The following is a 20,162-nucleotide window of genomic DNA, read 5'->3' as shown; positions in this document are numbered from 1 at the left end:
CGCCAAATGTTCTGACGACGGACAGCTCTGGCAACCTCTCTCGGTGGTCCTTTTGATAACGCCGAAAGGCTTCAATACCTTCCTGCTGGTAAATCTGGTGCTCAAGCGAGAAGTCGAAAAGCGCAGTCGACGTAATACCAACTACAAGTTTGCTTTCGATAGGATATGCCATGCAGCCCCGTCATGCCAAAGAGTGACGCAAACGTAATGACCCGCCAAGGCATTTCAATGCGTTCTGCTGAAAATCTTCGGCCGTTGCGACATGCAAACCGAATTCGGCTTCAATCCGCCGCCATCCGCTTTATCGCCCTTTGCTTCGAGCCCGCCGAAATCATAAGCCCAAAACGCGTTCCACAGGGAAACGACGCCCCTCCGGTGTTAAGGCACTTTTAGTCGGGGCAATCCAGCCGATAAGGCCAAAGCCCCCTTCCACCTTAACCCTTAGGCAGCAGCAGGCTAGAGTCCCCGTAGCTGTAGAAACGATAGCCTTCCTTTATTGCGTGCCTGTACGCTGATTGCATTTTTTCCGTTCCCATCAAGGCGCTTACCAGCATGAACAGCGTCGATTTGGGCAGGTGGAAATTGGTCATCAGCCCATCGATCGCCCGGAATCGATAGCCCGGCGTGATGAAAATCCGCGTTTCGTCCGCGAAGGGCCGGATGATGCCATCCTCTCCGCAAGCGCTTTCCAGCAGGCGCAGACTGGTGGTGCCGACCGAGATCAAACGCCCGCCCGCCTGCCGCGCGGCATTCAACCGATCCGCCGTCGCCTGATCGATCCGTCCCCATTCAGCGTGCATCCGATGGTCGTCGGTGTCGTCCGCCTTGACCGGTAGGAATGTCCCCGCCCCCACATGGAGGGTCAGCGTTTCCGTCGCGATACCCGCCGCCTCCAGCGCCGCCATCAATTCAGGCGTGAAATGCAGCGCCGCCGTGGGCGCGGCGACCGCGCCGTCCTCCCGCGCGAACATGGTCTGATAATCGCTGCGGTCGCGCTCGTCCGTGGGACGCTTGCTGGCGATATAGGGCGGCAGCGGCATCCGTCCCGCCCGCTCCAGCAGCACCTCCACCGGCTCTTCGCCCTCGAAGCTCAGCGTGACCCCGCCATCCTCGTCGCGCGGACCGGCAAGCGCGGTGACGCCTGCGCCGAAATCGATCCGGTCGCCATCGCGCACCCGCTTGGCGTTGCGTAGAAAGGCTTGCCACTCCCGCAGGCCGAGGCGCTTGTGCAACGTCGCGCCGATCCGGGCATTGCCGCGCATCCCCTCAAGCTGGGCCGGGATGACCCTGGTGTCGTTGAACACCAGCACATCGCCCGCGCGCAACAAGTCAGGCAGGTCGCGCACGATACGATCTTCGAACGCTCCCTCGCCAGGCACCAGCAGCAGCCGCGCCGAATCGCGAGGCGAGGCGGGCCGAAGCGCAATGCTCTCGGGCGGCAGGTCGAAATCGAACAGATCTACGCGCATGACATCCAGCCCCGGCGAGCGGAGATGCTTATTTCTGCTTCGGCGCGACCGGCTTCTTCGCGGGCGCGGGCTTCTTGGCCGGCAGCGGCGCGACGATCGACGGTGCGGGTGGGGTCGGCAGCGCGGTCACGGGCGGCTTGCCGTCGCTTTCGATCGAGGCCTGCAGGATGATCGTCGGATCGGCCGGCGGCTCGCCCTGATGGATCGCGTCGACATATTGCATGCCGTCGATCACGCGGCCGAAGACGGTGTACTTTTTGTCGAGTTGCATGCGCGGCAGGAAGACGATGAAGAACTGGCTGTTCGCGCTATCGTCGCTCTGGGCACGCGCCATGGAAACGGTGCCGCGCAGATGCGGCATCGGGTTGAATTCCGCCTTCAGGTCGGGAAGCGTCGAACCGCCGGTGCCGTCGCCCTTCGGGTCACCGCCCTGCGCCATGAAGCCGGGGATGACGCGATGGAATTTCAGGCCGTTGTAGAAGCCCTGCCGCGTCAGTTCCTTGATCCGTTCGATATGGTTCGGCGCGATGTCGGGGCGCAACTGGATGCGCACGCGGCCGCCGCTCGACAGATCGAGGTCCCACACATTCTGCGGATCGACCGGCACGGTCGCGGGCGGCAACTTGGAAGCCGGGTCGAGACCGAGCTGCTTGGCCGTCTGTTCCGCGCGGACGGCGGCCTCCTCCTTCTTCATTTCCTGGGCATTGCCTCCCCCGCCCTGGGCCAGGGCCGCGCCGCTCGATGCATAGAGAGCGAAACCGATCGCCACGGTCTTGAGCGCCGACGTGAACCGCATGAATGAAGCTTTCCTAATATGTCTGGCCAGTTGCGAAGTTGCCTCTGATAACGCCCTCTTCGCGATTGGCAACTGAACGAAGGCTGAGTCGAGCCTTTACTGGCCCTTAAGGCCGAGCTTCGCAACGCGCGCCTCCACCTCGTCGCGCACCGCCGGGCTGACGAATTTTTGGATCGGCCCGCCATAAAGCGCGATTTCCTTGACCAGACGCGATGCGATGGGTTGCAGCGATACGTCCGCCATCAGAAAAACGGTCTCGACCCGGCCGTTGATCTGCTGGTTCATGCCCGCCATCTGATATTCATATTCAAAGTCCGCGACGGCGCGCAGTCCCCTGATGATGATGCTGGCGCCCTGCGATTCGGCAAAGTCCATCAGCAGCGAGTTGAAGCCGGTGACGACGATTTCCGTGTCGATCCCCGCGCATTCGCGGCGGACCATGGCCAGCCGCTCCTCGTCGGAGAACATGGGTGACTTGGAAATGTTGGTCGTGACGCCGATCACCAGCTTGTCGACCAGCTTCGCCCCGCGCCGGATGATGTCCATATGACCCAAGGTGATCGGATCGAACGTGCCGGGATAAACCCCCACCCTCTGCTTGCTCATGCCCCTAGCGATCCCTTTCCACGATATAATCCGCAATGGCGCGCAGCAGGTCGGCCTCCGCGCCATGTCCATGCAAATGCGCCTTGGCCTGTTCGACGAGCAGGCGGGCCTGTTCCCGCGCCCGCTCCACGCCCAGCAGCGAGACGAAGGTTTCCTTGCCCGCCGCCGCATCCTTGTGCAGCGCCTTGCCGGCAAGGTCGGCGTCGCCTTCCACGTCGAGCAGGTCGTCGGCGATCTGGAAGGCAAGGCCGATGTCGCGCGCATAGCCATGCAGGCGAGTGCGTGCTTCGGGCGGGATGCGCGCCATGATCGCCGCCGCATCGACGCTGAAGCCGATCAGAGCGCCGGTCTTCAATTGCTGGAGCCGAGTGACGGTGGAGAGGTCGAAGCTCGCCTTTTCCGCTTCCAGATCCATCATCTGGCCGCCGGTCATGCCGCCGGCGCCGGTGGCGACGGCCAGAGCCTTGACCAGATCGACGCGCACGAAGGGATCGGGATGGGTTTCCTCATCCGACAGCATTTCGAAGGCGAGGTCGTGCAGGGCATCGCCCGCCAGGATCGCCGTCGCCTCGTCGAACGCCTTGTGGACCGTCGGCTTGCCACGGCGCAGATCGTCATCGTCCATCGCCGGCAGATCGTCATGCACCAGCGAATAGACATGGATGCATTCGACCGCGACACCGACGCGCAAGGCCGATTCCTGCGAGATGTTGAACAGTTCGCTCGCCGCCTGGACCAACAGCGGGCGCAACCGCTTGCCCCCGCCCATGGCCGCATGGCGCATCGCTTCATAGACGCGGGCGCGCGGATCGTCCGGGACCGCCAACAGCGCGTCGAACAGACGGTCGACTTCCGCCGCGACGGCGGCGGCACGGGTGGCGACCAGGCTCATGCCCGCCTCTCCCAAAGGCCTTGCACTCAGTCCGCGCCGAAGGGCTGCGCGCCCGTCACGGCGCCACTGGCGTCAAGGGTCAGCTTGGCGATGCGTGCCTCGGCCGCCTGAAGCCGTTCCATGCAGCGTTTCCGCAATTCCTCGCCCTGCGAATAAAGCGAAATGGATTCGTCGAGCGGAACATCGCCGCTCTCCAGCCGCCGAACGATCGATTCGAGCGCGCGCAGCGCATCCTCGAACGACATTTGCGACGGATCGCCCTGCTGTACCATGCTGTCTTGCGCCATGGCCCTGCATTGGCCGCGCCTGCCCGCCCGGTCAAGTCCGCATGGGCCATGAGTGCCGATTCCGGCTTTGCTCCCGCGTCGTCGTCATGAAAACGTCATGACGTCGCGTCAGGGGCTGGCGGACTTATGGCAGTTTTGCGTTGACGCTGAGCGCAGCTAATGCACATAGAAGGACCGCTATGAAATATTATCTCCCCCTCATCTCCGTAGCGGCGGTCGCGCTGCTGTCGGCCTGCAACAAGAATGACGAACCCGAAGTCGTCGGCGGCCCCGCCGATCCGATGGCTGAGAAGCTGGCCAATGCCGCGCCGGTCGAGCTGCCGCCTTCGGTGCAGGCCAGCCGCCAGTATCGCTGCAAGGACAACAGCCTGCTGTTCGTCGACTTCATGAGCGACGGCAAGACCGTGCAGGTCCGCACCGAGAAGAACGGCGCGGCGACCAAGCTGACCGCCGCCGAAGCCGGCAAGCCCTTCGAAGCCGAAGGCTACAAGGTCGAGGGTTCGGACAAGCAGATCACCGCCACCCTGCCGGGCAAGAGCGCCCTGAGCTGCAAGGCCTGATCCCTTTCATCTTCCCAGTCCAGGCCGGCCTTCCCTATATGGAGGCCGGCCTTTTTTATTGCCTTAACGCAGTTCCGGTTCCCCCGCTTCAATCGGGTCCGGCCCGAAGCGGTTGGGACCGCGCGTGCCGCCCATGATCAGGAAGATGAGCAGGACGATGCTGCCGATGAGCGGAAAGACGACGATCAGCAGCCACCAGCCGCTGCGGTCCGTATCATGCAACCGGCGGACCGATACCGCCAGGTTGGGAATCAGCATGGCCAGCGCGAACAGCCCGGTCAACGGCCCACCGCGCGTGCTGTAGCCCGCACTGGCCCACCACGGTCCGCGCTGCACCCAGCGATCCGTGGTGGTGAGGCCCAACATGGTTTCGACCAGCGACAGGGCGATGAAGCAAAGCAGCAGGAACAGGACGAACATCCAATATTCCTTCGGCCGCGACCGGCCGGAGAATTTGGCGTAACGGCGCAGCGGCAACAGCATCCATTCCATGCAGGCATCCCCTTTCGATTTGCACAACGCCTGAACGCTAGCATGTTTTCATGGGCCACCGCGAGCGCCAGGATTGTCTATGGCATTGTCTATCCGGCGCTCCCCAGCTAAAGGCGCGCACATGACCAGCACCGCATCCCAGATCACGCCCCAGGTCGTCGCCGAACATGGGCTTTCTCCCGAAGAATATGACCGCGTTCTGAACGCGCTCGGCCGGGAACCGAATCTCACCGAACTCGGCATTTTTTCGGTGATGTGGTCGGAGCATTGCTCCTACAAAAGCTCGCGAATCCACCTGAAGAAACTGCCGACCGAAGGCCCGCAGGTCATTTGCGGCCCCGGCGAGAATGCCGGCGTCGTCGATATTGGCGACGGCCAGGCGGCGATCTTCAAGATGGAGAGCCACAACCACCCCAGCTACATCGAACCCTATCAGGGCGCGGCGACCGGCGTCGGCGGCATCCTGCGCGACGTGTTCACCATGGGGGCCCGTCCGGTGGCCAACATGAATGCGCTGCGCTTCGGTCGTCCCGATCACCCGAAGATGAAGCATCTCATCAGCGGCGTGGTGCATGGCATTGGCGGCTACGGCAATTGCGTGGGCGTGCCGACCGTGGGCGGCGAGGTGAATTTCCATCCCGCCTATGACGGCAACATCCTGGTCAACGCGATGACCGTTGGCGTCGCGGACACCGACAAGATCTTCTATTCGGCGGCATCCGGCATCGGCAATCCGATCGTCTATGTGGGGTCGAAGACCGGCCGCGACGGCATCCATGGCGCGACCATGGCCTCGGCCGACTTCGGCGACGATGCCGACGCCAAGCGGCCGACCGTGCAGGTCGGCGACCCCTTCACCGAAAAGCTGCTGATCGAAGCCTGCCTTGAGCTGATGGCGTCGGACGCGATCGTCGCCATTCAGGACATGGGCGCGGCGGGCCTCACCTCCTCCTCGGTGGAAATGGCATCCAAGGGCGGCGTCGGCATCCAGCTCAACATGGACGACGTACCGCAGCGCGAAACCGGCATGACGGCCTATGAGATGATGCTGTCGGAGTCGCAGGAGCGCATGCTGATGGTGCTCCAGCCGGGCAAGGAAGCCTTTGCCGAAGCGATTTTCCGCAAGTGGGAACTGGACTTCGCGGTGATCGGCCATGTGACCGACACTGGCCGCATGGTGCTGGTCCACAAGGGCGAGACGGTGTGCGACATTCCGCTCGCGCCGCTGGCCGACGATGCGCCGCTCTACGATCGTCCGGCGATGCCGAAGGACGAATATAAGCTCTGGTCGGGCGTCCAGCCGTTGGGCGAGATCGCCGAGAGCGCCGATATCGGCGCGGACCTGATCACGCTGATGGGTTCGCCCGACATCGCGTCGCGCCGCTGGATCTGGGAACAATATGACCACATGGTCGGCGCCGACACGGTGCAGCGCCCCGGTGGCGATGCGGCGGTCGTCCGCGTCCATGGCTCGCAGAAGGGCATTGCGATCAGCACCGACTGCACCCCGCGCTATTGCTATGCCGACCCCTATGAAGGTGGGAAGCAGGCCATTGCGGAATGCTATCGCAATATCTCGGCCGTCGGCGCGACGCCGCTCGCGGTCACCAACTGCCTCAACTTCGCCAATCCGCAGCGGCCGGAGATCATGGCGCAGTTCACCGGCTGCCTGGAGGGCATGGGCGACGCCTGCCGCGCGCTCGACTTCCCCATCGTGTCAGGCAATGTCAGCCTCTACAATGAATCCAAGGCGACCGGCGGCGGCTCGGCGATCCTGCCGACCCCGGCGATTGGCGGCATCGGCCTGCTGAGCAATGTCGACGCCATGGCGACCGTGGCCTTCAAGAAGGAAGGCGACGCGATCTGGGTCATCGGCGGAGAAGGCACGCATCTCGGCCAATCGATCTGGCTGCGCGAGATTGCGGGCCGGGAAGCGGGCGACGCGCCCAAGGTGGATTTGGCCGCCGAGCGTGCCAACGCCGAGGCCGTCCGCGCGCTGGTCGCGGAGGGCAAGGTCAATGCGGTGCATGACATTTCCGATGGCGGCCTGCTGGTTGCCGTGACCGAAATGGCGCTGGCAGGCGGCATCGGCGCGGAGCTCAGCATTGCCCTCACGACGGCGAGCGCCTTCGGCGAGGATCAGGGCCGCTACATCGTCGCTGCGCCGCAGGGCGTCGAGATTGTCGGCGCCGTGAAGATCGGCACTTGCCGGGGCGACAAGGTCGCGGGCGTGGCGCTGGCCGATCTGCGTAGCGCGCATGAAGGCTTCTTCCCTGCGCTGATGGACGCTGAGCTCTAAGGCACAGCGCAATCATGCTCCTGCGAAGGCAGGAGCGCGTTGCTTTTCACGGCCGGCTTTGAGGAGAAACTCCATGGCCTTTACCGCGAAGATTCTCCTGCTCGGCTCGGGCGAACTCGGCCGCGAGTTCGTGATTTCCGCCAAGCGCCTCGGGGCTGAGGTCATCGCCTGCGACAGCTACGAAGGCGCCCCCGCCATGCAGGTCGCGGACGGGTTCGAAGTCTTCTCGATGCTCGACGGCGACCTGCTCGCCAAGGCGATCGAAAAGCATCAGCCCGACTTCGTGGTCCCCGAAATCGAGGCCATCCGCACCGAGGTTCTGGCCGATTTCGAGGCGAAGGGCATCACCATCGTCCCGTCCGCCCGCGCGACGATCATGACCATGAACCGCGACCGCATCCGCGAGGTCGCGGCGGTGGAACTCGGTCTGCGCACGTCCCGCTATCGCTATGCCGAAACGCTGGAGGAAGTGCTGGCGGGCGCCGCGCATACCGGCCTGCCCTGCGTCATCAAGCCGGTCATGTCCTCCTCCGGCAAGGGCCAGACCACAGTGCGCAGCGCCGACGGACTGGAAGCGGCGTGGAACTATGCCGTCGCCAACATGCGCGGCGACCGCAGCCGCGTGATCGTCGAGGAGTTCATCGCCTTCGACTATGAAATCACGCTGCTGACCGTGCGTAGCCGGGATGGCGTCAGCTTCTGCCCGGCCATCGGCCACCGGCAGGAACGCGGCGATTATCAGGAAAGCTGGCAGCCCACTCCCATGTCGAACGCGGCCCTCGCCGCCGCGCAGGACATGGCTCGGAAGGTCGTCGACAATCTGGGCGGCTACGGCATTTTCGGCGTGGAGTTCTTCGTGAAGGGCGAGGATGTCATCTTCTCGGAACTGTCGCCTCGCCCGCATGACACCGGCATGGTGACGTTGATCTCGCAGAATTTCAGCGAATTCGACCTGCACGCCCGCGCAATCCTCGGCCTGCCGATGCCGGACGTGATGCTACATGGGGCCGCGGCTTCGGCGGTCGTTTTGGCGGATCGCGAATCGGACGATTTCCGGTTCGAAGGGCTGGCGGACGCATTGTCGACGCCGGGCGGCGAGGTGGATCTGCGCCTCTTCAGCAAGCCGACGACGCGTCCCTATCGCCGCATGGGCGTGGCCCTTGCCCGCGCCGAAGACGCCGACTCGGCGCGCGCCATCGCGGCGGAAGCGGCAGGCAAGGTGCGGATCATCTATGGGGAATAGCTAAACGGCGCGCGTCACGCGCCCGAACAACAGCTGATAGACATCGTCGCCGCCGCTCTCGTCAAAGGCCGCCATCACCCGGCGCAAGTCCTTCGGACCGAGCGGCTTGCGCCCCTCGTTCGGCACCACGGCGCCAATGCCCTTCAAATGCGCGATCAGCCCTTTCGCACCGCCGCACGGCAAGGCATAATCCTCGTCAAAGGCAAAGCCATCCTCGAAGCGGCCGAGCATCGACCGCAGCGTTTCGAGCGAAGGATAATCCGGAATCCCGGCGACCATGGCACTGGCATCGTGCGCCGCGCGCCAGCGGGCGAAGCTGCCCCGTCCCATGGTCGAGAAGATGAGGCTCCCCCCCGGCCTCAACAAACCGACCAGCCGGGCAATGGCGCCCTCCAGATCGTCGAACCACTGAAAGGCCAGGCTGGAGAGGATGAGGTCGAACCATTCACCCTCGAATATCGGCGCCTCTCCATCCATCGTCACAAACGTGCCCGCGACCAGCCCTCCGGTCGCCGCCCGCGCCAGCATGGCAGGCGACAGGTCCGTCACCACCAGTTCCGCGCCCGGCCAGCGGGCCTGAATATCCCGCGTCAGAAAGCCGGTGCCGCAGCCAATCTCCAATATCCGCCCAACGCCGCCGGGCTTCTGCCGTTGCGCGAGATCGGCAACCAGCGCCGCCGCGCACCGTTGCGGCCCGGCATGATCGTCATAATGCCGCGCCGCCGCGCCGAAAGCGTCGCTTATTCGTTGCTTGCGGTGGCCGTTCATGGCTAGTCGCATTGACAGAGCCACACCCGCTTTTCCAGCCTCTTCAAGGACCATCCTGCCCCATGACCGCCTTTTCTTCCCGGATTCCCGCCATGGACGTGCTGCGCGGCTGCGCGGTCATGGGAATCCTCTGGATGAACATCGCGGCCTTCGCCTTGCCCGAACAGGCCTATTTCAGCCCGGCGGCAGCGGGACCGCTCTCGGCCGGCGACATGATCTTCTGGGCGGTGAGCTTCCTGCTGGTCGACGGTAAGATGCGGGCGCTGTTTTCCATGCTGTTCGGCGCGTCGATGCTGCTGCTGATCGACAGGGAGGAAATGGCGGGGCGGGACGGCCGCCGGGCGCAGATGCTCCGCGCGGCGTGGCTGTTCGTCTTCGGCCTGGCCCATTATCTATTGCTGTGGTGGGGCGACATATTGATGATCTATGCGCTGGTCGGCCTCGCCGCGCTGCTTTTCGTGCGTCAGGAACCGCTGGCGCTGGTCAAATGGGCCTTTCTCTTCTTCCTGCTGCATTTCCTCGTCTGCGCTTCCTTCATCGCCACGCTCTACGCCTGGAGCCATGCCGCGGCGCCCAATGTCAGCGCCGGTTTCGCTTATTTCATCGAGTCCTTTTCCAATCCGATGCATCCCGCGATCCGCAGCGAGATCGCAATCTACAGGGGCGGCTATGCGGGCATCCTGTTGCATCATGTCGCCCTGTTCGGCGGCCAGTGGGTGACGACGCTCCCCTTCGTGGCGTTCGACACGCTGGGCTTCATGCTGCTGGGCATGGCGATGCTCAAGGGCGGTTTCCTGACCGGGCGCTGGCAGGCGGAGCAATATTGGCGAACGGCGCGCCATTGCTTCCTGATCGGCCTGATCCCGATGGCGGGCCTTGCCGCGTGGGTGATCGGCAGCGGCTTCGCCGCGCTGCCCGCGCTGGGCACGGTGCTGGCATGGTCCTTCCCCTTCCGCATTCCGCTGGCGGTCGGCTGGGCTGCGCTGATCCTGTGGCTGTTCGCGCGCTATCGCGACCGCGCGCCGGCCCATCGCATCGCGGCTGTCGGTCGCCTGGCGCTCAGCAATTATCTGGGCACCAGCCTGGTCATGTGCGCGATTTTCTACGGATGGGGCTTGGGCCTGTTCGGCCACATGCGCTATAGTCAATTGCCGCTGTTCGTGATTCCGGCGTGGATATTCATGCTGCTCTGGTCACCGCTCTGGCAAAAGCGATTCGCACTGGGACCGATGGAGTGGCTGTGGCGAACACTCGCCAGGGGCCAGACGCAAAAGATTCGCAACAGCGATTAAATCACTATTGCGACCTATTATCACTTAAGCTATCTCCCTTTGCAGGAGATTTGCATGGTTGTCTGTGTCTGCAATGCCATTCGTGAAAAAGATCTGAAGGAAGTCGCGCGCGAAGGTTGCGCGACGCCTTGCAGCGCCTATGCGCGCCTCGGCCGGCGGCCCAAATGCGGTCAGTGCGTGCCCTTCGCCCGGACCATCATCGCTGCCGAACGCGCCTCCATTTAAGGCCAATGCAAATCAGGCGCATTTGAAAAGCGCGAACTCCACGCAATAGCGTGGAGGAAAATGGCGGATTTCCGCGGCTTTCCGGATTAACAAACGGGACCGAAACGCCTATACTCCCGGCACTTTTCCAACAGCCGGAGAAAAACCCCATGAAGGGCGATCCCAAGGTCATCGACTATTTGAACGAGGTGCTCAAGAATGAGCTGACCGCGATCAATCAATATTTCCTGCATTATCGCATGCTCAACCACTGGGGCGTCGAGAAGCTGGCCAAGTTCGAATATGAAGAGTCGATCGACGAGATGAAGCACGCCGACACGCTGGCGGAGCGCATCCTGTTCCTCGACGGCCTGCCCAATTTCCAGCTGCTCGGCCGCCTGAAGATCGGCGAAACGGTGGAGGAAATCCTGAAGGCCGATCTGGAGCTGGAATATGAAGCGCTCCCGGTGCTGAAGGACGCCATCGCCTATTGCGAATCGATCCGCGACTATGTGAGCCGCGACCTGTTCCAGCACATCCTCGAAAGCGAGGAAGAGCATGTCGATACGCTGGAAACCCAGTTCGAGATGATCGACCGCATGGGCATCCAGAATTATATCCAGCTGCAAAGCAAGGCAGCCGAAGAATAAGCCTTTCGGCGGGGCAGGCGCATCCGGCGTGCCGCCCCGCCCCCTTCCCTGAAGCGCGCTCCATTCATGTTGTCGCGTCGTTCTTCGCGAAAAGCCGGAGTCCACCTTCTCGCACGATGCTCTAAATCAGCGAATCGAGCAGGCCGATGAGCGGCAAGTCCGCCGGCGGCATGTCCAGCGCATACATCTGCGCCGGCCTTACCCATTGTAGCGCGGTCGCGTGCCGCGCTTCAGCAATGCCCTGCCATTTGCGGCAGACATAGAGCAACAGCAACAAATGCCTGTCGCCCAGCGGTTCGCTGGCAAAGGCCGCGGGCGCCAGGCAACTTGCATGGGTGCGGATGCCCAATTCCTCCTCCAATTCGCGGATCAGCGCGCTTTCGGGCGGTTCGCCCGGCTCCACCTTGCCGCCGGGGAATTCCCAGAGGTGCGCCATCGGCTTTCCGGGCGGCCGCTGCTGCAAAAGGACACGGCCATCCGCGTCGACCAAAGCGGCGGCGACCACCAATAGAGGAGAATTTATCGTCATAACGGTCCGGCTTGAGGGGTTTGTTAACTCTGCCACTTTTACAAGGACATTCGGGCTGTGTGTAAATGGGGTGCGACATGCGCGCGTTGTTCAAAAACTTCCGCCTTTGGAAGCTCATATACTGCCAACGCGGCGCAACGGCGGTGGAATATGGGTTGATCCTCGCCCTCATCTGTCTGGCCATCATCGGCGCCCTGTCAAGCGTCGCCAACAAGACGATCGGCATGTGGAACAATGTAGCGACAGAAGTTCTCGCGCATTAACCATCAATATCTGACAGCGTTTTTCGCCCATTAAATCTTTATCAACCGACATCCTCTACATCTGCCGTTGCTGACCTTCATTCGAAGCGGGGGGCCGGCCGGGTAGTTAAACGTTGAATTTGAGGCAAGGAGAATTCCAATGCAGTTCATCCGTAAGATGCTGAAGAACGAAAAGGGCGCGACCGCCATTGAATATGGCCTGATCGCTGCTCTGATCGCCGTCGCCGCCATCGGCGCCATGACCAGCCTCGGCGGCAAGCTGAACAACACCTTCACCAAGGTTTCGGGCAACCTGAACTAAGTTCGGATCCTGATCGTAAAAGGGCGGTGGGAGCGATCCCGCCGCCCTTTTTCTTTGCCTTCACCAACTAACGATCTTCACCCGCTGCCCCGGCCGCAGCACGCTGTTGGCGGTCAGCGCATTGAGCGTCAGGAAACGGTCGAGCGGATAGTCGCCATAAGCCATGCGCTTGGCCAACGACTGGACGGTGTCGCCGGATTTGACGGTGAGGACGCTGACATGGCGCGGCTTGATGGCGGCGGCTTCCTGAGCGGACAGGCGTTGCACCGATTGCACCATGGTCGAAAATGGACCGACCCCCTGCCCTGCCGCCGTCAGCAGCAGGAAGTGATAGGCTTTGCCGCCGCCAAAATCATAAGCGAAGACCGTGGCATCGACCTGGCTGGACTGGGTGCTGGCCCGGATCGTGCGCCATGCCGCCGGAAGCCCGTTGACCGTCGTCCGACGGACCTCCCCCGGCGGGACCGCGTCACCGCCGCCCAATTTGGCGAACACCGAATCGATATAGGCAGACAGATCGCCGGAAAAAGGCGCCGCGCCGAACTGCGCCTGCCCGCCCGATCCCGCGACGGTGACCGCATTCGCGCCATTTTCCATGCCGAAACCCTGCGGCGCGGTGAAGCTCAGCCGCAGGTCGGGGTGCCGGAAACGGCTGCCCTCGATCACGCCCTGCTTCGGATCGTCACCATAGAGAACGCCGTCCAGCGCATTCAGAAAGGCATCGCGATTGCGCACCGTGCTGGTCGATCCGCTGGCGGCGGCGTTGCGCGCGGCGCGGCCGACGCGAGAAGCGGGATCGGGATGGGTACTTGCCCATTCCGGCACGGACCGGGCATTTCCGGTCACCCGGGCGTCGAGGCTGCTCTGCGCGGCGAGCGAGGCGAGCATGGTCGACAAGGCGCGCGGATCATAACCGCCCGATGCCAGATAGCGGATGCCAAGATCGTCCGCTTCATATTCCTGGGACCGCGAGAATTTGAGTGTCAGCAACTGGCTGCCCTGACCGATCCCCTTTTGCAGCAGGCCCCCCAGCGCCGAATCGCCCAGCAATGCCCCGGTCAGCACCTGAAGCAGCGTGCCGCCAATGGCGTTACGCTGTGCCGCCTGTTGCCGCCGCTGGCCGTGCCGGGCCGCGACATGGCCGATTTCATGACCGAGCACACCGGCCAGTTCCGCCTCGTCATTCATCAACGCCATGAGCTGGCGCGTAACATAGACATAGCCGCCGGGAATGGCGAAGGCGTTGTTCACCGGCGAATTGAGCAGGGTGACGGTGAAGTCCCCCTGCGCGTTGGACAGGCCCGACTGAACGGCGATGCGGCGGCCGACGCCCTCCACATATTTCGCCTGCGGCCCGGCATAAGCGCCGCCGAATTCGTTGAGCAGTTGCGGATGCTGCTTGGCGCCGGATTCCTTGTCCTGCGGGCTGATCGACGAAACGGTGCGAATCGCCCGCTGCTGCCCCTGCACCGATGGCGCGGCGGCGAGAACGATCAGGCCCAGTCCTGCATAGGCCCAAGATGACATATATTTCACGACCCCTCCTGCTCCCCTGTTACCATGACGAAACGAGGGATAGCAGGCACGGGTTCCCGCCGACAGAGGGTCGGGCGGTCAGGCGCCGATGGCGAGGAACTTGTCGGCGCGATCGGTGCGCAGCGCGTCGGCGCTCATGCCGGACAGCGCATCCAGCTCCTCCCCGATGGCCGCGCCCAGATTGGCAATCGCCTGCACCGGCTCGCGATGAGCGCCGCCGGTCGGTTCAGGCACGATGCGGTCAATGACGCCCAGCGCCTTCAGATGCTGCGCCGTGACCTGCATGGCGGTGGCCGCGTCGCTCGCCCTGTCAGCGGTACGCCAGAGGATGGAGGCGCAGCCCTCCGGCGAGATCACCGAATAGACCGCGTGTTCGAACATCAGCACGCGATTGGCCGCCGCCAGCGCAACCGCGCCGCCCGAGCCGCCCTCGCCCACCACGGCGGCGACCATCGGCACGCCCAGCGCCAGGCATTGTTCGGTCGAACGGGCAATGGCTTCCGCCTGACCGCGCTCTTCCGCCTGCACGCCGGGGAAAGCGCCCGACGTGTCCACCAGCGTCACCACGGGCAGGCCGAAACGATCGGCCAACTGCATCAGGCGGATCGCCTTGCGATAGCCTTCAGGCTTGGCCATGCCAAAATTGTGGCGGACCCGGCTGGCCGTGTCATCGCCCTTTTCATGGCCGATCACGACCACGCGCCGGTCGCCCAGCGTCGCGAAGCCGCCCAGGATCGCCTGATCGTCCGAAAAGGCGCGGTCTCCGGCCAGCGGCATGAAATTGTCGAACATGCCCGCGACATAGTCCTTGAAATGCGGACGGTCGGGATGGCGCGCAACCTGCGTCTTCTGCCAGGGCGACAGCTTCGCATAGCTGTCGACCAGCATCTTCGCCGCGCGCTGCTCGAGCTTGTCGATCTCGCCGCTTATGTCGATATCGCCCACATTGGCGGTGGCGCGCAATTCGATGATGCGCGCTTCCAACTCCGCGATGGGCTTTTCGAATTCGAGAAAACTAACCATGGCGCATGGCGTTAGGGCGATGACACGTCGCCGTCAACGCGCCGATGCGTCATCGAAGCGAGTGGGTGGCGGCTGTTGACCAGTTCGACCAGCCTGCGGCTGTCGACATGGGTGTAAATTTGCGTGGTGCCGATGTCCGCATGACCCAGCATCGATTGCAGGGCGCGCAGGTCCGCGCCGCCCTCCAGCAAATGGGTGGCGAAGGCGTGGCGCAACACATGGGGACTGACCCGCTCCGGCGCGATCCCGGCGGCAGCGGCGAGCGCCTTCACCATCTGGTAGAGGCGAATCCGGCTGACATGGCTCTTGCCGGAGGGGAACAGCCAGGGGCTTTCCACCGGGACATGGGGCAGCCAGGCCGCCACGGCGGCGCGGGCACGGTCCGAAATGGGAACCAGCCGCTCGCGCGCGCCCTTGCCCTTGAGAATCAGGAAGGGCCGGTCCGCCGCCAGCGCGCGACGGGGCAGCGACACCAGTTCGGTCGCGCGCAGGCCCGAGCCGTAGAGCAGCTCGATCAGGGCCGACAGGCGCAGATCGAGCGGCGCGGGATGCGCAACCGCCAGCTTTTCCGCGATCAGGACGAAGAGCGAATCGACTTCCCCGGTCGACAATATCTTGGGCAGCGGACGGCGCGTCGCCGGGCGTGGCAAGGCGGTCGCGGGATTGTCGCCACGCAGCCCCTCCTCTTCCAGAAAGCCGTAAAAGGCGCGCAGGGCCGACGCTTTGCGCGCCACGGAGGAGGCCGCCAGCTCCGCCCAGGCGCTCGCCAGGCCGGCTATGCCATCCTTGGTCGCGCCTGTGAGGCCGCCGACAATCTCCGCCGCGCCCATCAGATCGGCGCGATAAGCGAGCAGCGTGTTGCGCGATGCACCCCGTTCCGCCGCCATCATTTCCAGAAAGCGGTCGATCAGCGCGGCATCCTCCCCCATCAGAGCCGCGTCATCGCCTCCGCCGCGATCATCCGTGCTTCCGGGTCCAGCCCGACGCGATGCAGCGCGGCGACGATATGATAGAGGTGGAAAGGCGGCAGTCGGTTCCAGTCCGCCGTCTGCATGCCCACCGCCGCCAGCAGCGCGACGCTGGCCGTCTCCCCGCGCCCGGCCGCCGCATCGATGGCGCGTGACCAGCGACTGGTCGTCCCGAGGTTGAGGCCATTATCCTGCGCCAGCGATGCGCTGTCCTTCGCGTTGAGGCGGGACAGCCCCGCCAGCGCGGCGATCAGCATCTGCGTCTTGCGGGCGTCGGCTCCCTTGGCGAAGGACGAGACGCGCCCGCTGCTCATATCGACGACCGGGCTGGGCGCGCCCACGGCCAGCAAGGCCCACAGGTCCCCCGCGCCATCGCCGTCCGCCTGGGCGGCAAGGCGCGCCCATGCAGCGGCGCTGCGGTCGTAACCCGCCGTGAACATGGCGGCGACCAGATTGGCCGCGTCCCGCGCACTCAATTCCGACACCGGCAGCGCAGCCGCCGCCCGCGCCGTTGCGATCAGCCCGACGAAATCGGGCCGTGCCTCATTCTGCCAGACCGTCCGCATCGCCTGCAGCCGATCCTCCGCATTCGCCCCGGAATAAGCAGTGCGCAGCGCGTCGATCCGGTCGGCGGCAGCAGAAGGCGCGTCGCCGTCAACGCCAAGCTGACTGTAGAAGCCGACCAGCGCCTTGTTGGAAAACACGCCCAGCCGCGCCGCCATTTCCGCGCCGGGCAGGCGCCGCGCCGCCGTCAGCGCAGGCGCGCGGGCTTCCCAGGCACGGACATGCGGGCCGACCGTGGCGTAGAGATCGTCGGGTATCGGCACATTGAGCGCGGTCGCCAGCCCAAAACGCCAGGCCGTCAGCCGATCCACCGCATCCCATTCGATCTTGACCGAGCGGCGCGCGTTGAAGCCGGTGCCGACCACCTTTTCCGCCAGCCGATAGTCGATGCCGCGCACCACGCCGCGCCGCTGCACCTGATTGAGCGCGCCGCTGGCCGAACCCTGATCCCCCGACAGCGCCGGGCAGATAGCCCGCGTCATGTCCCAGCCCGGCTCCTTGCTGAACCGCAGGGCGCCGGGCGAAAGCGGGCACAGTCCTGCCGGATCGGCCGTCGCCAGATAGGTCTGCATGGCGATGGCATAGAGTCGCGGGGTGAACCGGTCCGAATCGACGCTCTGCACCAGCAGGCGCGCACTGTCCGCTTCCCCCATGCGCAGCAGCAGCCAGGCACGCTCCGCCACCCAGTCGGCGCCTTCAATATCTCCCGGCGTGTCGGTGGCCGACAGCAGCGCCCGCCGCAGCAGGATCGACGCCCAGCGCGACGTGATCGGCGCATGCGTCTGCTTCATCAGCGTGGCCAGAAACTGGCCCGATTGCGTCCCGAACGCATTGGACGCCATGCCCAGCCGTTCGGGCGTCAGCGGCCCTATCCGGTCCAGTGGGCGATGCGCATTTTCGGGAAGGTCATATTTGGCCTTCTCCGCCGCGATCTCCTCCTCGGACAATGGTTCATCGGCGGCATTGTCGGCCATGTCGTTCGACACGGCAAAGGTCGGCGGCTGGATCGGAACGGCGGGCGTCGGGGCCGGCGGCGCGGCGGGTCCCTGAGGCGGCCGGGCGGGCTGAGACGGCGCAGGCGCGGGCGCCGCGGGCGCTTCGCCAAAGCCGGGCGGCAAAAGGGATTCGGGCGCCTGCTGCGCGATAACGGGCAGGGTCAGGGCCAGCGCGAAGCTGCCCAGCGCCCATTTCACATTCACCCGCCTCCGGCCCATGCCGCTTAGTGGCCCAGCTTTTCGGCGGGGATGACCTTTTCCACGCGACTCTGCGGCTTTTCGCCGCCGCGCGACCAGAGCAGGGCGATGATCGCGACCAGCACGACAACCGCGATGACGGGAATGATCGGCAGCGACCGTCCGCGACGACGCGAACTGCCTTCAAAACTGCTGTAGGAACGATTGCGCTTCATGAGTCCTGTTCTGGCTCGACCTGGAAGGAAAGTTGCGATTTGCCTTGTTGACGCGGGGTTGTATAGCCCCGCTCGCCATGCAGCGAAACAGCAAATCCGCCCCGGCGCCCGTGAAGCGCGGTCCCATCGTCCTGGTCGGCATGATGGGCGTGGGCAAATCGACCGTCGGACGGCGGCTGGCGGCACGGCTGGGCCTCGGCTTCGTGGATGCGGACGAGGAGATCGAAAAGGCCGCGGGCATGACCATCACCGAGATGTTCGAACGCTATGGCGAGGCCTATTTCCGCGACGGCGAGCGGCGCGTGATCGGCCGGTTGATGGACGGCGAACCCAAGGTGATCGCCACCGGCGGCGGCGCCTTCATGCAGGAGGATACGCGCACGTTGATCCTCGACCATGCCCTCGCCATCTGGCTGGACGCCGATATCGACACGCTGGTCGACCGGGTATCGCGCCGCGAAGGACGGCCGCTGCTGAAGGGCAAGGACCCCCGCGTCGTGCTGACCGAACTGGCGGCGATCCGCAATCCCGTCTACGCGCTCTGCCCCATTCATGTGAAGAGCGCCGCCGCCCCGCATGAAGTGGCGGTCGACAGCATCATGGAGAAGCTTTCCCAATGGCATTAGTCCGCGTCGCGCTGGATGCGCGCAGTTACGATATCGTGATCGAGCAGGGCGCGCTGGACCGCGCGGGCGGCTATCTGGCGAGCTATGCCCGCAAGGGGCGGCTGGTGGTCGTGACCGACGCGCATGTCGCCAAGGCCCAACTCTCCCGGCTGGAGGCCAGCCTGCGCGCCGCCAATATCGCGGTCGAGCCGGTCATCCTGCCGCCGGGCGAGCAGACCAAGAGCTGGCGCCATCTGGAGGAACTGCTGGACGCGCTGCTGGCGCTGGAGATTGAGCGCGGCGACCATGTGGTGGCGCTGGGCGGCGGCGTGATCGGGGATCTGGTCGGCTTTGCCGCCTCCATCCTGAAGCGGGGATGCCATTTCATCCAGGTTCCGACGACGCTGCTGGCCCAGGTCGACAGTTCGGTCGGCGGCAAGACCGCGATCAATGCGCGGGCGGGCAAGAATCTGATCGGCAGTTTCTATCAGCCCGCACTGGTGCTGATCGACCCGTCGACACTCGACACGCTGCCCGTGCGGGAAACGCGGGCGGGCTATGCCGAGGTCGTGAAATATGGCCTGATCGACGATCCCGATTTCTTCGCCTGGTGCGAGGCGGAGGGGCACAGGCTGCTCGCAGGCGATGCCGAGGCGCGCGAATATGCGATCGAGCGCAGCGTGGCCGCCAAGGCCGCCATCGTGGCCGACGATGAACGGGAAACCTCCGGCCGGCGGGCGCTGTTGAACCTCGGCCATACGTTCGGCCACGCGCTGGAGGCGGATACGGGCTTTTCCGACACGCTGCTCCATGGCGAGGGCGTGGCGGCCGGGATGGCGCTGGCGTTCCGCTATTCGGCGCGGCTGGGGCTGTGCGCGGCGGAAGAGGCCGAACGGGTAACCGCGCACCTCAAGGCCGTAGGGCTGCCCTATGACCTTGCCACCGCGCAGGTGACGGCGGACGGCCCAGCGCTGGTCGCGCATATGCTGCACGACAAGAAGATGGCGGCAGGCACCCTGCCCTTCCTGCTGGCGCGAGGGATTGGGCAGACTTTCCTCTCGAAGGATGTCGTGCTGGACGATGTGGCCGCGTTTCTGGATGAGGATCGGGCGGCGGCTTGATACCGAGTGGGGATTCGGGTGGTTTGCAGACGCCCGCCCCTCCGTCACGCCTAGGCCCTCATCGTCACCCCAGCGCAGGCTGGGGTCCCAGGCCATGTCGCGCGCCATCTCCCGAGATCCCAGCCTGCGCTGGGATGACGAAAGGGTGGGTAGCGGACTGGCGGGCATCGGATTATTTTCAGGAAATCAGATGAAAAATCCTACGTCATGCCAGCGAAGGCTGGCATCTCAGGCCTGAACCCGCGACAGTAGGGCATGGCCGGAGGCGGCTACACCTACATCATGA

Annotated in this window: 24 protein-coding genes; 10 read left to right on the top strand and 14 right to left on the bottom strand. The window is 64.5% G+C overall.

Going from position 1 to position 20,162, the window contains the following annotated elements; all coding sequences use genetic code 11:
* The 6 genes from F7P65_RS22665 to F7P65_RS21190 all read right to left on the bottom strand — a co-directional run.
* Window positions 1-172: 5'-nucleotidase (locus F7P65_RS22665; RefSeq protein WP_420853332.1), on the bottom strand; the 172-nt coding region annotated here is incomplete at its 3' end.
* A gap of 262 nt (window positions 173-434) precedes the next feature.
* Window positions 435-1,469, bottom strand: coding sequence for a tRNA preQ1(34) S-adenosylmethionine ribosyltransferase-isomerase QueA (gene queA / locus F7P65_RS21210; protein WP_150295464.1), 1,035 nt, complete (start codon window positions 1,467-1,469; stop codon window positions 435-437).
* A gap of 28 nt (window positions 1,470-1,497) precedes the next feature.
* Window positions 1,498-2,265, bottom strand: coding sequence for a peptidylprolyl isomerase (locus tag F7P65_RS21205; RefSeq protein ID WP_150295462.1), 768 nt, complete (start codon window positions 2,263-2,265; stop codon window positions 1,498-1,500).
* Window positions 2,266-2,361: 96 nt separating this feature from the next.
* Window positions 2,362-2,871, bottom strand: a complete 510-nt coding sequence (gene coaD, locus F7P65_RS21200; RefSeq protein WP_150295460.1) for a pantetheine-phosphate adenylyltransferase — start codon at window positions 2,869-2,871, stop codon at window positions 2,362-2,364.
* Between the two features lie 4 nt (window positions 2,872-2,875).
* The gene (locus F7P65_RS21195) at window positions 2,876-3,763 is read right to left on the bottom strand and encodes a polyprenyl synthetase family protein (RefSeq protein ID WP_150295458.1); all 888 of its coding nucleotides are present in this window, start codon (window positions 3,761-3,763) and stop codon (window positions 2,876-2,878) included.
* Between the two features lie 26 nt (window positions 3,764-3,789).
* A complete protein-coding gene (locus F7P65_RS21190) occupies window positions 3,790-4,050 on the bottom strand; it encodes an exodeoxyribonuclease VII small subunit (RefSeq protein WP_150295456.1) in 261 nt (86 codons plus the stop codon).
* A 179-nt stretch (window positions 4,051-4,229) separates the two neighbouring features.
* On the opposite strand from F7P65_RS21190, the gene F7P65_RS21185 reads away from it, so the two are divergent.
* Complete coding sequence (locus F7P65_RS21185; RefSeq protein WP_150295454.1) at window positions 4,230-4,610, top strand: hypothetical protein; 381 nt, start codon at window positions 4,230-4,232, stop codon at window positions 4,608-4,610.
* Window positions 4,611-4,673: 63 nt separating this feature from the next.
* Here F7P65_RS21185 and F7P65_RS21180 read toward each other — a convergent pair whose 3' ends face one another.
* Window positions 4,674-5,102 carry a DUF805 domain-containing protein gene (locus F7P65_RS21180; protein ID WP_150295452.1) on the bottom strand — a complete coding sequence of 143 codons (429 nt, stop codon included), beginning with the start codon at window positions 5,100-5,102 and terminating at the stop codon, window positions 4,674-4,676.
* A gap of 121 nt (window positions 5,103-5,223) precedes the next feature.
* Here F7P65_RS21180 and purL point away from each other — a divergent pair, with 121 nt between their 5' ends.
* Window positions 5,224-7,401: a phosphoribosylformylglycinamidine synthase subunit PurL gene (gene purL / locus F7P65_RS21175; RefSeq protein WP_150295451.1), complete on the top strand. Its 2,178-nt coding sequence runs from the start codon at window positions 5,224-5,226 to the stop codon at window positions 7,399-7,401.
* Window positions 7,402-7,474: 73 nt separating this feature from the next.
* Window positions 7,475-8,644, top strand: coding sequence for a formate-dependent phosphoribosylglycinamide formyltransferase (gene purT, locus F7P65_RS21170; protein WP_150295449.1), 1,170 nt, complete (start codon window positions 7,475-7,477; stop codon window positions 8,642-8,644).
* On the opposite strand, the gene F7P65_RS21165 is transcribed toward purT, so the two are convergent.
* A complete protein-coding gene (locus F7P65_RS21165; RefSeq protein ID WP_150295467.1) occupies window positions 8,645-9,412 on the bottom strand; it encodes a methyltransferase domain-containing protein in 768 nt (255 codons plus the stop codon).
* Between the two features lie 62 nt (window positions 9,413-9,474).
* On the opposite strand from F7P65_RS21165, the gene F7P65_RS21160 reads away from it, so the two are divergent.
* From F7P65_RS21160 to bfr, 3 genes are all read left to right on the top strand, one after another.
* Window positions 9,475-10,704: a DUF418 domain-containing protein gene (locus F7P65_RS21160; RefSeq protein ID WP_150295447.1), complete on the top strand. Its 1,230-nt coding sequence runs from the start codon at window positions 9,475-9,477 to the stop codon at window positions 10,702-10,704.
* Between the two features lie 54 nt (window positions 10,705-10,758).
* A complete protein-coding gene (locus tag F7P65_RS21155) occupies window positions 10,759-10,929 on the top strand; it encodes a (2Fe-2S)-binding protein (RefSeq protein WP_025547882.1) in 171 nt (56 codons plus the stop codon).
* A gap of 149 nt (window positions 10,930-11,078) precedes the next feature.
* Window positions 11,079-11,558, top strand: coding sequence for a bacterioferritin (gene bfr / locus F7P65_RS21150; protein WP_150295445.1), 480 nt, complete (start codon window positions 11,079-11,081; stop codon window positions 11,556-11,558).
* Window positions 11,559-11,679: 121 nt separating this feature from the next.
* On the opposite strand, the gene F7P65_RS21145 is transcribed toward bfr, so the two are convergent.
* Window positions 11,680-12,087 (bottom strand): (deoxy)nucleoside triphosphate pyrophosphohydrolase, encoded by a 408-nt coding sequence (locus F7P65_RS21145; protein ID WP_150295443.1) that lies wholly within the window; start codon window positions 12,085-12,087, stop codon window positions 11,680-11,682.
* Window positions 12,088-12,164: 77 nt separating this feature from the next.
* On the opposite strand from F7P65_RS21145, the gene F7P65_RS21140 reads away from it, so the two are divergent.
* Window positions 12,165-12,350, top strand: coding sequence for a Flp family type IVb pilin (locus F7P65_RS21140; RefSeq protein WP_150295441.1), 186 nt, complete (start codon window positions 12,165-12,167; stop codon window positions 12,348-12,350).
* Between the two features lie 139 nt (window positions 12,351-12,489).
* Window positions 12,490-12,651, top strand: coding sequence for a Flp family type IVb pilin (locus F7P65_RS21135; protein ID WP_150295438.1), 162 nt, complete (start codon window positions 12,490-12,492; stop codon window positions 12,649-12,651).
* Between the two features lie 60 nt (window positions 12,652-12,711).
* Here the strand turns inward: F7P65_RS21135 and F7P65_RS21130 are convergent, their stop codons facing one another.
* From F7P65_RS21130 to F7P65_RS21110, 5 genes are all read right to left on the bottom strand, one after another.
* Window positions 12,712-14,178 carry a M48 family metalloprotease gene (locus tag F7P65_RS21130; protein WP_150295436.1) on the bottom strand — a complete coding sequence of 489 codons (1,467 nt, stop codon included), beginning with the start codon at window positions 14,176-14,178 and terminating at the stop codon, window positions 12,712-12,714.
* Window positions 14,179-14,265: 87 nt separating this feature from the next.
* A complete protein-coding gene (locus F7P65_RS21125; RefSeq protein ID WP_150295434.1) occupies window positions 14,266-15,210 on the bottom strand; it encodes an acetyl-CoA carboxylase carboxyltransferase subunit alpha in 945 nt (314 codons plus the stop codon).
* A gap of 11 nt (window positions 15,211-15,221) precedes the next feature.
* On the bottom strand, window positions 15,222-16,139 hold the full coding sequence (locus tag F7P65_RS21120) for a tyrosine recombinase (protein ID WP_150295432.1): 918 nt from the start codon (window positions 16,137-16,139) through the stop codon (window positions 15,222-15,224).
* The gene (locus F7P65_RS21115; RefSeq protein ID WP_150295430.1) at window positions 16,139-17,956 is read right to left on the bottom strand and encodes a hypothetical protein; all 1,818 of its coding nucleotides are present in this window, start codon (window positions 17,954-17,956) and stop codon (window positions 16,139-16,141) included. Before F7P65_RS21115 ends, F7P65_RS21120 begins: the two co-directional genes overlap by 1 nt.
* Before the next feature lie 5 nt (window positions 17,957-17,961).
* On the bottom strand, window positions 17,962-18,150 hold the full coding sequence (locus F7P65_RS21110) for a hypothetical protein (RefSeq protein ID WP_150295428.1): 189 nt from the start codon (window positions 18,148-18,150) through the stop codon (window positions 17,962-17,964).
* A gap of 77 nt (window positions 18,151-18,227) precedes the next feature.
* Between F7P65_RS21110 and F7P65_RS21105 the strand changes: the two genes are divergently transcribed.
* Together F7P65_RS21105 and aroB are read left to right on the top strand one after the other, a co-directional pair.
* Complete coding sequence (locus F7P65_RS21105) at window positions 18,228-18,776, top strand: shikimate kinase (protein WP_150295426.1); 549 nt, start codon at window positions 18,228-18,230, stop codon at window positions 18,774-18,776.
* Window positions 18,767-19,876, top strand: coding sequence for a 3-dehydroquinate synthase (gene aroB, locus F7P65_RS21100; RefSeq protein WP_150295424.1), 1,110 nt, complete (start codon window positions 18,767-18,769; stop codon window positions 19,874-19,876). Before F7P65_RS21105 ends, aroB begins: the two co-directional genes overlap by 10 nt.
* Window positions 19,877-20,162: the final 286 nt, after the last annotated feature.

It is taken from the genome of Sphingobium estronivorans, assembly GCF_008692605.1.
Classification (GTDB): Bacteria; Pseudomonadota; Alphaproteobacteria; order Sphingomonadales; family Sphingomonadaceae; genus Sphingobium; species Sphingobium estronivorans.
Note: the sequence above shows the minus strand (reverse complement) of the source record. Positions and strands in the feature narration are given on the sequence as shown.

What these genes read in the sequence shown, in the direction of transcription:
- F7P65_RS21205 (WP_150295462.1), bottom strand. Translation starts at nt 2,265, where the DNA reads ATGCGGTTCACGTCGGCGCTCAAGACCGTGGCGATCGGTTTCGCTCTC.
- F7P65_RS21140 (WP_150295441.1), top strand. Translation starts at nt 12,165, where the DNA reads ATGCGCGCGTTGTTCAAAAACTTCCGCCTTTGGAAGCTCATATACTGC.
- F7P65_RS21130 (WP_150295436.1), bottom strand. Translation starts at nt 14,178, where the DNA reads ATGTCATCTTGGGCCTATGCAGGACTGGGCCTGATCGTTCTCGCCGCC.
- F7P65_RS21125 (WP_150295434.1), bottom strand. Translation starts at nt 15,210, where the DNA reads ATGGTTAGTTTTCTCGAATTCGAAAAGCCCATCGCGGAGTTGGAAGCG.
- F7P65_RS21105 (WP_150295426.1), top strand. Translation starts at nt 18,228, where the DNA reads ATGCAGCGAAACAGCAAATCCGCCCCGGCGCCCGTGAAGCGCGGTCCC.
- F7P65_RS21185 (WP_150295454.1), top strand. Translation starts at nt 4,230, where the DNA reads ATGAAATATTATCTCCCCCTCATCTCCGTAGCGGCGGTCGCGCTGCTG.
- bfr (WP_150295445.1), top strand. Translation starts at nt 11,079, where the DNA reads ATGAAGGGCGATCCCAAGGTCATCGACTATTTGAACGAGGTGCTCAAG.
- F7P65_RS21120 (WP_150295432.1), bottom strand. Translation starts at nt 16,139, where the DNA reads ATGGGGGAGGATGCCGCGCTGATCGACCGCTTTCTGGAAATGATGGCG.
- coaD (WP_150295460.1), bottom strand. Translation starts at nt 2,871, where the DNA reads ATGAGCAAGCAGAGGGTGGGGGTTTATCCCGGCACGTTCGATCCGATC.
- queA (WP_150295464.1), bottom strand. Translation starts at nt 1,469, where the DNA reads ATGCGCGTAGATCTGTTCGATTTCGACCTGCCGCCCGAGAGCATTGCG.
- F7P65_RS21155 (WP_025547882.1), top strand. Translation starts at nt 10,759, where the DNA reads ATGGTTGTCTGTGTCTGCAATGCCATTCGTGAAAAAGATCTGAAGGAA.
- F7P65_RS21160 (WP_150295447.1), top strand. Translation starts at nt 9,475, where the DNA reads ATGACCGCCTTTTCTTCCCGGATTCCCGCCATGGACGTGCTGCGCGGC.
- F7P65_RS21145 (WP_150295443.1), bottom strand. Translation starts at nt 12,087, where the DNA reads ATGACGATAAATTCTCCTCTATTGGTGGTCGCCGCCGCTTTGGTCGAC.
- F7P65_RS21180 (WP_150295452.1), bottom strand. Translation starts at nt 5,102, where the DNA reads ATGGAATGGATGCTGTTGCCGCTGCGCCGTTACGCCAAATTCTCCGGC.
- F7P65_RS21110 (WP_150295428.1), bottom strand. Translation starts at nt 18,150, where the DNA reads ATGAAGCGCAATCGTTCCTACAGCAGTTTTGAAGGCAGTTCGCGTCGT.
- F7P65_RS21115 (WP_150295430.1), bottom strand. Translation starts at nt 17,956, where the DNA reads ATGGGCCGGAGGCGGGTGAATGTGAAATGGGCGCTGGGCAGCTTCGCG.
- F7P65_RS21165 (WP_150295467.1), bottom strand. Translation starts at nt 9,412, where the DNA reads ATGAACGGCCACCGCAAGCAACGAATAAGCGACGCTTTCGGCGCGGCG.
- F7P65_RS21190 (WP_150295456.1), bottom strand. Translation starts at nt 4,050, where the DNA reads ATGGCGCAAGACAGCATGGTACAGCAGGGCGATCCGTCGCAAATGTCG.
- aroB (WP_150295424.1), top strand. Translation starts at nt 18,767, where the DNA reads ATGGCATTAGTCCGCGTCGCGCTGGATGCGCGCAGTTACGATATCGTG.
- purT (WP_150295449.1), top strand. Translation starts at nt 7,475, where the DNA reads ATGGCCTTTACCGCGAAGATTCTCCTGCTCGGCTCGGGCGAACTCGGC.
- F7P65_RS21195 (WP_150295458.1), bottom strand. Translation starts at nt 3,763, where the DNA reads ATGAGCCTGGTCGCCACCCGTGCCGCCGCCGTCGCGGCGGAAGTCGAC.
- F7P65_RS21135 (WP_150295438.1), top strand. Translation starts at nt 12,490, where the DNA reads ATGCAGTTCATCCGTAAGATGCTGAAGAACGAAAAGGGCGCGACCGCC.
- purL (WP_150295451.1), top strand. Translation starts at nt 5,224, where the DNA reads ATGACCAGCACCGCATCCCAGATCACGCCCCAGGTCGTCGCCGAACAT.